Origin of the sequence: Nonomuraea sp. 3N208 (genome assembly GCF_052245935.1) — a bacterium.
Classification (GTDB): domain Bacteria; phylum Actinomycetota; class Actinomycetes; order Streptosporangiales; family Streptosporangiaceae; genus Nonomuraea.
This window is the reverse complement of record NZ_JBQQBR010000021.1, coordinates 66,958-79,634: the sequence shown is the minus strand read 5'-3', so window position 1 is coordinate 79,634 and position 12,677 is coordinate 66,958. Positions and strand designations below refer to the sequence as shown.

At 69.3% G+C, this 12,677-nt stretch carries 8 protein-coding genes; all 8 read right to left on the bottom strand.

Features of this window, described 5'->3' with window-relative positions; genetic code table 11:
- Positions 1-26 precede the first annotated feature (26 nt).
- On the bottom strand, positions 27-1,442 hold the full coding sequence (locus tag ACTWPT_RS29970) for an L-fucose/L-arabinose isomerase family protein (RefSeq protein ID WP_443180822.1): 1,416 nt from the start codon (positions 1,440-1,442) through the stop codon (positions 27-29).
- A gap of 398 nt (positions 1,443-1,840) precedes the next feature.
- On the bottom strand, positions 1,841-4,591 hold the full coding sequence (locus tag ACTWPT_RS29965; protein ID WP_443180821.1) for an ATP-binding protein: 2,751 nt from the start codon (positions 4,589-4,591) through the stop codon (positions 1,841-1,843).
- Between the two features lie 346 nt (positions 4,592-4,937).
- Complete coding sequence (locus ACTWPT_RS29960; protein WP_443180820.1) at positions 4,938-5,939, bottom strand: LacI family DNA-binding transcriptional regulator; 1,002 nt, start codon at positions 5,937-5,939, stop codon at positions 4,938-4,940.
- A 69-nt stretch (positions 5,940-6,008) separates the two neighbouring features.
- Positions 6,009-7,091, bottom strand: a complete 1,083-nt coding sequence (locus tag ACTWPT_RS29955; protein ID WP_443180819.1) for a glycoside hydrolase family 172 protein — start codon at positions 7,089-7,091, stop codon at positions 6,009-6,011.
- Between the two features lie 16 nt (positions 7,092-7,107).
- Positions 7,108-7,905, bottom strand: coding sequence for a carbohydrate ABC transporter permease (locus tag ACTWPT_RS29950; RefSeq protein WP_443180818.1), 798 nt, complete (start codon positions 7,903-7,905; stop codon positions 7,108-7,110).
- Complete coding sequence (locus ACTWPT_RS29945) at positions 7,895-8,845, bottom strand: carbohydrate ABC transporter permease (protein WP_443180817.1); 951 nt, start codon at positions 8,843-8,845, stop codon at positions 7,895-7,897. The genes ACTWPT_RS29950 and ACTWPT_RS29945 overlap by 11 nt, the downstream gene beginning before the upstream one ends.
- A gap of 61 nt (positions 8,846-8,906) precedes the next feature.
- Complete coding sequence (locus ACTWPT_RS29940) at positions 8,907-10,256, bottom strand: extracellular solute-binding protein (protein WP_443180816.1); 1,350 nt, start codon at positions 10,254-10,256, stop codon at positions 8,907-8,909.
- Positions 10,257-10,449: 193 nt separating this feature from the next.
- On the bottom strand, positions 10,450-12,627 hold the full coding sequence (locus tag ACTWPT_RS29935; protein ID WP_443180815.1) for a P-loop NTPase fold protein: 2,178 nt from the start codon (positions 12,625-12,627) through the stop codon (positions 10,450-10,452).
- Positions 12,628-12,677 lie beyond the last annotated feature (50 nt).

Sequence of the window (12,677 nt, the reverse complement as noted above, 5' to 3'; positions counted from 1 at the left end):
TCGTGACGCCCGCTCCAAGGATCGCGCTAAGCCGCATCGCCGAAACCCTCGAACGCGACGCCGAGCTGCTCGCACACCGCCCGGAGCTCGGCGACGTAGTCGCCCGGCACGGCGTGGATGTGGTTGGAGCCGAAGCGGCCGAGGAACTCGGTGGCCGGGACGTGCAGCCGGGTGAACGCGTGCGGCCACTCGAACGTCGACTGCCTGGCCATGGCCTCGTTGGTGGCGTCGTCGTACAGTTCGAAGTCGCCGCGCATGACGTGCATGCGATAGGCGCCGTCCCTGCGGGTCAGGCGGGCGAACGTGGCGGCCCCCGGCGCGGCCAGGTGGTGGACGCTGGCGCCGCCCGCCGGGAAGAAGAACACCTCGGGATAGAAGTGCGTCCTGGCGAGGTTCTCGGCCGGGTCGTCGGACCGGGCGGCGTACCAGGTGGCGTGCTGGCCGGAGTTGCACAGGTCCCACACGTCCTTGTCGGCGTGGTAGTGCCGGACGTCGGCGAACAGCACCGGGTCGCCGCTCAGCAGCTTGAGGATCTGCATGGTCAGCGCGCCGTCCATGTCGGCCTCGGTCGCGCAGACGTGCGTCTCCTTGGGGCCCTCCCAGTCGTACGGGTCGTTGAGGAACGACTCGGCGAGGTCCATCGTGCAGAAGTGGGTGGTCAGCTCGGGCTGGCCCTTGATGCCGGAGAAGTCCAGGTTCCACTCGTCGATGAGCTCGCGCATCGCGTAGTACGCGCGGATCTGCCGCTCGAACAGCTCGGGCGTGAGCTGCTTGCCGTCGTAGTGGACGTTGCCCATGCGCTCCAGCCACTGGCGGGCCTCGGTGACGCGGGCCTGGGAGGCGTTTTCACTCCGCCGGACGATCTCCCACTGGTCGATCTCCTCGACGTCCACGCCGAACGTGCGCATCCACTGGTCGGTGTTGGCGACCGCGGTGTACATGCCCATCGGCCGGCCGCCGATCCTGCCGAACGTCGACCCGCGCAGCCCCCGCACGGCCTGCGCCGCCCGTACCTCGGTCAGGACCCGGTCGCGGACGGCCGGGTCGGCGATGTCGCCCCAGGCGCGGGCGTGCACCCGCCCGATCTGGTCGAGCCCGCCGCCGCCGGCCAGCATGCCGACCATGCCCGGCTGGGCGGGGTCGATGTTGGCCATGAGCAGCAGCGGCCCGGGCGTCGACTCCGCGGCCAGCATGGTGAAATGCGGGAACGCCCAGACGGCGTAATTGAAGATCGTCAACTCGGGCCGCCGGTCGGCCAGCCAGCGGGCCTGCGACGTGGCCAGCTCGTTGGTCCACACGATCTCCGGCGCCACGATCACCTCGTGGCCCTCCTTGCGCAACGCCTCCGCCAGGGTGGTGGTGGCGGCGTCGATGTGGTCCACGAGATCGCGGGCGACGAAGTCGCGCCCGTCCGAGATGCTCAGGACTCCGATACGTGCCACGGTCGTTGACCTCCATACGTTGTGAAGTACAGAAATCGATTGCTCAGAAATCGATTTCCCCTAAGCTAGATCCCGCCCCTTGGGTCGTCAATGCTGGCTTAGATCACAGATAGGCAACGGTGAACCGATTCCTCGAAGGCTTCAGCCGTGACCCGGCCGACCGGTCTGGGCGCCGATGTGGAGGGATCTCACGGATGTGGAGGGGTGTCAGGCACGGCATGGCTCATTGGTGGTGTCTGTGCCGCCGCCTTCGCTCCTCCTCAATAGGCGGTTCCGCGACATGCGCCGGAAACCCGCCGTTGAGATCTTGAACGGCGGCGGGCAGAAGCGGGACGACCCGGAAGAACGTCCGGCGCAGGCGGTCGTGAACGCACTCCTCGCACGCTTCCAGCGCCTTCCTAGGCGGAGATGGGGCGTTGGAGTTGCCTGCGGGAGGTGATACCGAGCTTCCTGAAGACCTTGCGCAGGTGCCATTCGACGGTGTGAGGGCTGATGAAGAGCCTGGCGCCGATTTCGGGATTCGTCAGGCCCTCCCGGACGAGCCGGACGATCTGGGCTTCCTGCGCGGTGAGTTCGCTGGTGGTCTCGACGGTGCGTTTGCGTACCTGCTCGCCGGTGGCCAGCAGCTCGCGCTCGGCCCGCTGGGCGAAGGCCTCCATGCCCATCGTGGTGAACGACTCATGGGCGGTACGCAGCTGCTCGCGCGCGTCCCGCTGACGGCGCTCTCGCCGCAGCCATTCGCCGTAGAGAAGATGGGAGCGGGCCAGTTCCCCGCGGACCGCTGTGCGGCCGAGCCGCTCGATCGCCTCTCGGTAGTGGTCCTCAGCGGCCGCGCCCGTGCTGAGGAGCGCCCGGGAGCGCGCTTCTACGCCCAGCGCCCAGTCCGTGTCGCTTGGACGTGTGATCTCGGCGAGTCGCTTGAGCGCGTCGGCGGCCTGCTCTGGTGCGCCGCTCCGGGCAGCGGCCTCAACGTGCTCCACGAGAGCCCACGTCGCCGCGGCGCCCACTTCGGGCCCGCGGCGCCTGCCGGCTTCGCTCGCCGCCGCCGCCGCTTGCTCGTACTGGCCAAGGCTGTTGCAGAGCATGGCTCTCGCCCAGCCGACGAAGGTCAGTGCATTTCCCTCGCCCCTGCTCACGCCCTCCGCCGCGACAGCGTCCAGCAACCTTGTGCAGTCCGCTTCGCGGCCTTGCCAGGCGGCGAGGAAAAGGGCGGCATAAGGCGGCAGGGGAATGCCGATCGCCTGCGAGACCATACTCACCTCCTCGGCCAGCGAAGCGGCCTCGGTCAGCTCACCGGCGAACACGTGCACAGCGGTACGTGTGGTGAGGGCGAAAGGGAGCGCGGCGGCCTGGCCGGTCTCCCGGGCGAGCCGGACGAAACGGGTGGCGAGCCGACTCCAGGTCTCGTGGTCCCACAGGCCCGCGCTGATCACGTTGGCCAGCCACAGCCAGCGCAGCCCTTCCTCCTCGGGGAGATCAGGTGACAGGAACGCGCTCAGCGCAGGCTTCAATGCCGGTATCCCGGCGTCGTACCCTTCGATGATCAGCGTCGTCGTGCCGTCGAGGAGCAGGTCGGTCGCGCGTGGGCGCCGTGCCGTGGGTGGCGCCGATCGGGCGGCCTGGGCCGCTTCGAGCTGTCCGACGCCGTTGGCCAGGCGGCCGGCGAACATCGCCGCGTTGATCGCCTCCAGATACGTTTCGCGGGCGAGCGGCACGTCATGCGGCTCCAGTTGCCGGGCGGCCTTGAGCAGCAAAGGGGCGGCGTCGCTGCCGCGTTCCAGGGCGAAGGCGATCTGGGCGCGCAGCAGGTCCACCCGGCCACGCCGGCGCTCGTCGAGTGGGCCCGCCGCCGCGATGGACAGCAGCCTCAGTGCGGCGTCCGGCGTACCCGCGTGGTGGCTCGCCTGCGCGGCAGCCAGCGCGCGCTCCTGGCGGCGGGCCGGATCGGGGGTCAGCTCGACCGCCCGTGTCAGGAACGCCGCGGCCGCCGCCCGCCCGCCGCGGGCCTGTGCGCGCCCGGCCGAGCGTTCGAGCTCTGCCGCGACGTGCTCGTCCGTGCCTTGCGTTCCTTGTGCCGCGTGCCAGGCACGGCGGTCGGGGTCGGCCTGCGGGTCGGTGACATCTGCCAGCACGCGATGCGCACGGCGCCGCTCCTCGGGCGGGGGCGCCCAGTAGACGGCCGAGCGCACCAGCGGATGGTGGAACCGTACCCGCTCGTCGATCCGGACCAATCCGGCGGACACGGCGGGCGTGGCCGCCTCGATGCCGATGCCGAGCCGGTCGGCCGCCCGCCACAACAAGGCCGACTCGCCACCGGGCTCCGCGGCCGCGATCAACAGCAACCGCCGCGTCTCCGGCGGGAGCCGGAGCACCCGCCGCTGGTAGAGCTCCTGGATCCGGCCGGTCAGGACCCGCGCGCTGGGCAGGCCGAAACCACCCGCGAGCTCTGCCGGGGTCGACTCCTTCGGCAGCTCCAGCAGCGCCAGGGGGTTGCCCCGCGTCTCAGCGACGATCCGATCGAGCACCTGTTCGTCCCACAGCCCGGGGAGTGCGGAACGCAGCAGAGTCCGCGCATCCTCATCGGGCAGGCCGGTGACCACCATCTCCGGCAGACCGGCCAACTCCGGCAGACCGGCCGACTCCGACGCTTCGTCCGGGACCCGGACCGCGAACACGACCGCCACCGATTCGGCCAGCAAGCGACGGGCGGCGAACGCCAAGGCCTGCAGGGACGCCCGATCGAGCCACTGGGCGTCGTCCACCAGGCACAGCAGCGGCCGATCCCGGGCGACCTCGGCCAGCAAGCCGAGCGTGGCCAGCCCGACGAGAAAACCATCCGGCACCTGCCCGGAGCTCAGCCCGAAGACCGTGCGCAGCACATCGCGCTGCGGAACCGGAAGCTGCTCGAACCGATCCGCCATCGGGCCGCACAGCTGGTGCAGCGCGGCGAAGGCCAGCTCCATCTCTGACTGAACACCCGTGATGCGGCAGATGCGAAACTCCTGCTCCCGCCCGGCCACGTAGTCCAGCAGCGCCGTCTTGCCCACTCCCGGCTCGCCGCGGATCACCAGCGCCCGGCTCTCACCGCCTCGGACGGCTTCGAGCAGGCCATTGAGCTGTGCGCACTCGGCGCGGCGGTCCCGCAACACTGGCCCCCCCCGATCTGCCCCCAACGCAGCTGTAACCGGGGATCCCTGCTCGCCACAAGCACCCGCCCCCTGCCGACCGCACACCCGTTGTCCGGCGGAGGCGGGAGGCAACCGGCGACACGTCATATGTCGGCGGGTAGCCTACCCTTCTGATGAGGATCAAGGCAAAAGTCGCCGGGAGGAGGCTGGTATGCCTTGCCGCTCGACGCGCTGGACCCGCGAGCCCTCACCGCCACTCACAACTAGCGACAGTTGAGCAGGAGAGCCCACCAGTAGCACCCCGCCTGGATGTCCCGCCCGACGCGGCGCCGGGGGGTGGCAGGTCCGCGGTGCCTGGGCCGCGGTGTCACGGGTGGCGGGGGCGGGAGCTCTCGTGGAGATGCAGTTCCGTCTGCAACACCATCCGGGCCGTGGGACGAGCCGGATTGTCGATCCGATCGGCCAGCAGCTGCGCCGCCACCCGCCCCAGCTCGTACGTGGGCTGCCGCACCGTGCTCAACCCCGGCCGGAACAGCCGGGCCCACGGAATGTCGTCGAACCCGATCACCCCGACCCGCCCCGGGATCGGCACCTCCCGCTCGGTCAGGCACTCCACGGCCCCCACCGTCATCAGGTTGTTGGCCGCGAAGACGGCGTCCATCTCCACCCCTTCATCCAGCAGGGACGCCATGGCCGAGTACCCGCCCTCCTCGCGGAAGTCGGCGTGCCGGATCAGCGCCCGGTCCTGCGGCAACCCGAAGGCCCGCAGCGCGCGCTGGTACCCGCGCAACCGCTGCATGGCCGTCGACATCCGGCGCGGCCCGGTGATGCAGGCGATGCGCCGGTAGCCGGACGCCAGCAGGTGGGCCGCGGCCATCTCGGCGCCCTTCTCGTTGTCGACCAGCACGGCGTCGACCTCGGTCTCGGCCAGTTCCCTGTCGATGGTCACCACGGCGGTCCCCGCGGCGACGAGGGCGCTGATGTCGGTGCTGTCGTCGGCCGGGGAGATGATCACGCCGGCCATGTTGTCGGCCAGCGCGACCGCGATGTACTCGGCCTCCCTGGCCCGGTTCTCATCGGTGTTGCACAGCACGACCGAGTAGCCGAACCGCCGGCCGCCGTCCTCCACCCCGCGCACGAGCGAGGTGAAGAACGGGTTGCCGACGTCGGAGACCAGCACCGCCCACAACGTGGTCTGCCTGCGCCGGAGATTGCGCGCCACGCCGTTGGGCCGGTACCCGAGCTCACGGACCGCCGCGTGCACCCGCGCCGCCAGCTCGGGGTTGACCGTGGAGCGGCCGTTGAGCACGCGCGAGACCGTCGCCGCGGAGACCCCGGCATGTCGCGCGACATCTTGGATTTTGAGCAACCTCGTCCCATCCCATGGCAGGCAGGTCCAGCAGATGATCTTCTGGCCAGTCTAGCCGGAAATCGATTACTAGTACGTTGCGGGAAAGGGCAGGCGCTCCTCGACGGGCGCGATCCCGAACGGCCGGTGGGGCAGCGTCTGGTACCAGTACGCGACCGACGAGAAGTCGTCCGAGCGCTTGTTGGCATGGCCGTGCTCGATCGTCACCCGGATGGACTCGGTGAAGGTGATCGGATCCTCGACATGGAAGCGGTAGAGGGAGATCTCCCCGCTCCAGTTGTCCCCGCCGGGCATGGTGATGCCGTGGTAAGGGGCGTGGTAGGTCTGCGTCGGGCACCACGCGGTGTTGAAGTAGTCCTCGGTGCCCGTGCCGTGCAGCGAGGGCGGGAAGGGCTCCCCGTCGATGAAGATCATGTCGTCGCCTTCGCCGTACCAGTTCCAGTCGCTGGTCTCGCGCAGGTTCCTGATGTTGAGCACGCAGCCCACATAGTGGCCACGCCCCTCGGCCTCCAGGATGACGTAGTTGCCGTCGCCGGTGTCGTTGATGCCCTCGACCTGGTATTCGCGGTTGCTCTGCGTCCCTTGCTCGACGCCGTCGGTGGGCCGCTCCCGGCGCCACTGCGCGTGGAAGTAGCCGAGGTCCTCTGCGGCGGAGTCGAACAGCTCGTAGTCGATGTAGTAGTAGAAGAACACCGGCTCGGCCGACAGCTCGCTGATCAGCTCCACCTTCGCCCGGCCGGCGAAGGGCATGTGGAACCACGAATTGAAGCTCTTGCCGTCCTGCGGGCTCATCTGCAGCGGCGCGGAGACGAAGTTCGCGGTCTTGGCGTGGCCCATGCCGAAGAAGTCCCCGAGCGGCACCAGCACGCTGGGGTGCTCCTGGTCGTCCCAGGTGATCTTCAGCACGAGCCTGCGCAGGTAGTCGACGTCCACCGCGTCCGGCACGTCCTTCAGCGGCAGCGCCACGGTGCACCAGATGTGGTTGATCGAACCGGGTCCCTCGATGTCGGCCAGGGTCACGGTGGTGCCCGCCTGGACGGTCAGCCGGTCCTCGTTGCCGCCCGTACGGTCGTAGCTGGAGATCCGCTTGCGCCTGGACGTGCGCAGGCGGGGCAGGTCGCGCAGGCTGCTGCCGTACTCGCCATAGGTCATTCTGTGTCTCCGTTCCTTACTTCAAGCCTGAGGTTTTGATCGCCTCGACCAGGCGGCGCTGGCCGAGCACGAACGCGATCAGAGTGGGCACGGCCGCGACCACCGTCGCGGCCAGGACGTAGTTCCAGGCCGAGCCGTACTGGCCTTGGAGGGTGGCGATCCCGACCTGCACCATGCGCAGGTCCGGGTCGCGGGTGGCGGTCAGCGGCCAGAGGAAGGCGTTCCAGTTGGCCAGGAAGAACAGCACGGCGAGGGAGGCGAGGATGGGCCGGCTGAGCGGCACGACCACCTGCCACCAGCGCCGGAAATATCCGCATCCGTCGAGGTCGGCGGCCTCTTCCAGCTCGCGCGGGATCGACAGGTAGTACTGCCGGAGCAGGAAGATCCCGAACGCGTGGAAAATCGCCGGCAGGATCAGCCCCGCGTACGTGTCCAGCAGTCCGAGCTGCCGGGCGACCAGGAACAGCGGCACCAGGATCACCGGCAGCGACACCAGCAGCGTGGAGACGATCACCGAGAAGATGACCTGCCGGCCCGGGAACCGCAGCCGGGCCAGCGCGTACGCCGCCATCGAGTGCAGCACGAGCGCGACCACCGTGACCGCCACGGACACGACGGCGCTGTTGAGCATGTAGCGGCCGATGGGCACCTCGGTCAGCACGTAGAGCAGGTTGTCCAGGGTGAGCCTGCTGGGCACCGACACCTGGAACAGCTCGTCCGCCGGCTTGAGCACCGACACCAGCAGCCAGACCAGCGGCGCCACGGTGATGGCCGCCAGCACGTACCCGGCCAGCGCGCGCAACCTAACCGACATCGAACCTGCCTCCCTTCGTCGCGCCGAACATCAGCCCCGTGGCCACGACCAGGAAGGCGACCACGGCAGTGGTCAGCGCGGCCGCGTAGCCGTAGTTGTTGAAGGTGAAGGCCTGCTGGTAGATGTAGAAGACCACGGTCGAGGTGCTGCCCGCCGGGCCGCCCTTGGTCAGCACGTAGACCAGGTCGAAGGCCTGCAGCCCGGTCACCGCGCCGACGGTGGAGTTGACGAGCACGAAGAAGCTGGTCGGGCGGAGCAGCGGCCAGATGACGTGGCGGAAGCGCTGCCAGGCGGTGGCCCCGTCGACGCGCGCCGCCTCCTCGTACTCCTTGGGGATGTCCTTCAGCCCGCCCAGCAGGATCAGCATCTGGTAGCCCATGAGGAACCAGATGCTGATCATCACCAGCGACCCGAGCGCCAGGGCGGGGTTGCCCAGGAACGACACCTCGCCCAGCCCGAAGGGCCGCAGCAGGGCCGGCACCGCGCCCTGCTTGTCGACCAGCAGGAACTGCCACACCACGCCGACCACGACGAGGCTGATGACGTGCGGCAGGAAGAACATGGTCCGCACCAGGCCGACGCCGGGGAAGTGGTCGCGGACCAGCAGGGCGAGCCCGAGGCTGACTACGAAGCCGATCGGCACGAACATCACCACGTACGTGAGCGTGACCTTGACGCTCTGCCAGAGCTGGGTGTCCTCGGCCATTCGCCGGAAGTTGTCCAGTCCGACGAAGGTGTAGCCGCCGAACCCGTCCACGCTGAACAGCGAGACGCCGATGGCCAGCACCATGGGCAGCCCGACGAAGATCAGCAGGCCGATGAGGTCGGGCGCCACGAAGGCGTACCCGGCGAGGGCCTCCCGCCTACGGCGGGTCCACACCGGGAGCGGGGCGTCAGGCGGCTTCCTGACGGCCGTGCCCGGGTCGACCGAAATGGCCATGTGCTTGTCGCCTTTCTCAGCAGGTCGCGGAGATCATCGAGGTGCTGCTCGGACGCGGGGGTCAGAGCATCGCGGCACCCTTGTACCCCTTCAGGAAGGTGTCGATCTTGTTGGCGGCGTCGGCCGCCGCCTGGGCCGGGGTGATGCCACCCAGCTGGGCGGCCTGGATGGCGTCGGAAACGGCCTTGTACACCTCGGGCGTGTAGCGGGGCTCGCCGCGGCCACCGGGGACGACCTGCTCCAGGAAGACCTTCAGCGCCGGCTTGTCGAACGCCCCCGCCGCCTTGGCCGCCTCCTGCACGGACTTGCGAGCGGGCAGGTTGGTCTTGACAACCGTGTTCCACTGCCGTCCCCGTTCCACCCCGTCCTTGTCGGTCACCGCCATGGCCCAGGCGATGAACTTGGCCGCCGCCTCCGGGTTGGCGCCCTTGGCGTTGGCGACGAAGGCCCACCCGCCGATGTCGGTCGTGTAGGTGCCGCCGTCCGGCACCGGCAGCGGGAAGACGCCGTACTGGAAGTCCTTCTTGCCCTGTTCCATCTGCGACACCGACCAGATGCCGCTCTGCTGCATGGCCACGAACCCACTGCCCAGGTTGGCGGGCGCGTTGCCGGCGCCGTCGCCCTGCGGCTTGCGCGGCGCGACCTTGGTGGTGATCGCGTCCTGCCACAGCTTGAGCGCGTTGTGGACCGCGGGCGCGTTGAAGCCGGACCCGCCGTTCTCGGGCACGGCCGAGCCGCCGGCCATCCACATGAACGGGTACCAGGTGAAGTTCTGGTAGTAGCCGGGGATGGTCTCGAACAGCAGCCCGAAGCGGTCCTTGGTGGTCAGCTTGGCGGCGACGTCGAGCAGCTGGTCCCACGTCTTGGGGAGGTCGCCCTCCGACAGCTTCGCCTGCTCGAAGGCGTCGATGCTGTAGTACATGGCCAGCGGCTCCTGCTCCATCGGCAGGCCGTAGACCTTGCCGTCCACCTTGCGCGTGCCGAGCACACCGCCGTCGAAGTCGGCGAGCTGGTCCGGCTTGAGATGCGGCGTGAGGTCGGAGAGCACGCCGCCGTTGTAGTAGCGGAGGAAGTCGCCGGGGCTGAGCAGGAAGATGTCCGGGCCCTGCCCGGCGGAGAACGCCGTCTGCAGCGCGGTGCCCGCGAGGTATTCGGACACCGGCAGGTAGTGGAGCTTGACCTTGACCTCGTTGTTGGCGTTCCAGGCGGCCACGAGGTCGGTGAACCACTTGCTCTGGGCGTCCGCCTGCGGGTTGGGACCGTAGAAGTTCCAGAACGTCAGCTCCTTGGAGCTGCCGCCGTTGCCCCCGCCCCCACACGCTGACAGCAGCGGCGCCGCCATGGCCGAACCCAACACGACGGCTCCGCCACGCAGCAGCGATCGGCGGGTCACCCTCTCGAAGGCCGACATAACCATCCTCCTGATGTTGAGAGCTCAGGGGCGAGCAATCGATTTCTGAGCAATGTAGGAGCCGACAGGCCGACCGTCAAGAAGTCCCCGTTCCAAGCTCGTTAACCGCAGGAATCGATATCTCCACGAGACCTAGGAGGGACTGTGTGGCAAGCCCGCGCGAGCCGAGCGGCAAGGGCCGGCGCGGCGAGTGTCAGCGTGGCGAGGGGATGGGCGGCAGGGCAGGAAGCCGCCATGTCTCCCGGATCTTCTGGAGGGTGGCTCTGGCCAGCGTGTCGGCGGCACCGATCTCGTGCTGGGCCCGCGCCAGGGCGGGGAACGAACCGGGGTGACCGAGCTGCGACGCCCAGATGACCTGCTCCTTGGACAGCGTCGCCGAGAAGATCGCCGACACGGTGTCCAGGAAGTAGGCGCGGTTGGCGAGCGTCATGCCGAGCCGGGCGCCGTCGGGCAGCATGGCAGCGTGCTCGGCAATCCGATCGCCGAGCTCGCGCAGCCCTCCTTGTTCGGAGACCAGGTCCGCACGGAAGAACTGCAGGAGCTCCTCCGGCGCGGCCGCCCCGCTCCCCGCGCTGTTGGCGATCCTGGCCAGCTCGCGCTCGACCAGCGCGGCGCTGATCTCGGCCAGCGGGCGCGACCCGTCGGGGGTGACGAGCGCGACCGCCGCCCTGGCGGTGCGCAGCAGCTCGCGCGGCATGCCTCCGGACAGACAGTAGAACAACGCGGCGAACGGCTCAGGCAGGCCGATGACCCTGGTGTTCAGGAGTCTCACCGCGGTCCGGTAGTCGAGCGGCTCGACCCTGACGACCTCGTCGATGGCGCTGTCGAAGGCGTCCCTACGGCCGGTGGCCGACAGGTCGGCCTCCTTCAGCGCCTCGTCGGAGACCGACAGCACGAACAGGCAGTGCGGCACGTCGAAGACGACCTTGAGCTCGTTGAGGAAGTCGCGGGCGCTGCTCACCGGCATGATGAGGTCGAGCTCGTCGATGGCGATCAGCAGCCGCCGGCTGGGCCGTGCCCCGTCGAGTTCCTTCGCCACCACTGACATGAAGTCCGTCAGCAGCTGCACGATTTCCGGATAAGACAGCGGCTGGCGGGTCTGGTTCGTGCCTCGTTTGACCGACAGGTTCCAGCCGCCAAGGCCTCCGCCCATGTTCACCTCGCCGGAGGTGGTGCGCAGGTAGCGGATGTGCTGGAGATGCCGGCGGGCCTCGGCGGCGGCTTTCAGATCGGCGGCCACCACTCGTTCGCAGAGCCTGGCGAACAGGTGAAGCATGAACTCGCGGCGATCGTAGCTCACCGGTGCGGTCAGCTCGACGGCCAGCCTGGCCTCGGCGACGCCGTCTCCTGTGCTGAAGGCTTTGAGCAGCTCTGTCTTGCCCACTCCCCGCGGCCCGGCCAGCGCGATGCTGCCGCCGTCCATGCCACTGCTGACCATGAAAAGCCGGTCTTCCGCAGGGGTGGAAACGTGCCAGTCCAGGCCACGGACGCGACGCAGACCGGGGGTGGGGCCGAGCGCGAGCGTGGTGGCGTATCTCTGGGCAGCCTGCTCGCTCATCTGCTCGCTGATCCTGGCGCGCAGGAAGCCCAGCAGGCTTTCGTACAAAGCGGTGTGCCAGTCGCTCGCAAGGCGGTCGATGTCGGCCTCGTCCATGCCCTTGGCGAAGGGGATGCCAGTCGAGGCCAAGATCCACAGGAATGCCGCCAGGAGAACCACAACCGCGCCGCCGAAGACCGCCCATTGCCAGCCGTAGCCTGCCTGCGGCCCGGGTAGCCGCTGGTAGGCGAGCTGCCAGGCGACATCTCCGGCACTCACGGCGAGCATGATGGCCACGGCCAGCATCGTCGCTCCCACCGCCACGAAGAGGGTCCCGGCCGCCCGGCCGTCGAGTGCGGCCGACTCCTTCGCCCGCACGCGTGGTGAGAGCAGGTAGAACAACCACCAGGTGAGAAATCCGGCGAACACCCCCGCGACGGTGAGCCCTCCGAGGAAGGCCGCGCTCGTGCCGAGGATCCCGCCGACGGAGACAGGGCGGCGTTCGGCGAGCGCGCCCTGCAGCTCCTGGTCCCAGCCGAACGCGACGGCCGCTGCCAAGAACACCAGTGCCGCCGCGAACCCGGACACCAGCGACATGGCCTTGCGCCGCCGGCGCCTCCGCTCTCGAGCCCGCTGCTCCGCGGCGGCCGTCTGGTAGCGCTCCTGGGCACCGCGCACCTGGCTCATGATGTGGGCGCGCCTAGCCGTCGCCGCGGCCCGCAGTTCCTCCGCGGAGGGCGCGTCGGGGCCTTTCATGCTCGCGAGCAGCTCCGGCTCGCCGAGCGCGCGGGTCAAGAGAGCGGCGAAGAGCTCATCATGCTGTTCGTCGGTCAACCGGGCACCTTCCCCTAGAGGCTCACGACAGCATGCCAGGGGAACCGCGC

Excerpts from the sequence above, each read along its gene's own strand:
- ACTWPT_RS29955 (WP_443180819.1), bottom strand. The coding sequence starts at position 7,091 with ATGACCTATGGCGAGTACGGCAGCAGCCTGCGCGACCTGCCCCGCCTG.
- ACTWPT_RS29950 (WP_443180818.1), bottom strand. The coding sequence starts at position 7,905 with ATGTCGGTTAGGTTGCGCGCGCTGGCCGGGTACGTGCTGGCGGCCATC.
- ACTWPT_RS29945 (WP_443180817.1), bottom strand. The coding sequence starts at position 8,845 with ATGGCCATTTCGGTCGACCCGGGCACGGCCGTCAGGAAGCCGCCTGAC.
- ACTWPT_RS29940 (WP_443180816.1), bottom strand. The coding sequence starts at position 10,256 with ATGTCGGCCTTCGAGAGGGTGACCCGCCGATCGCTGCTGCGTGGCGGA.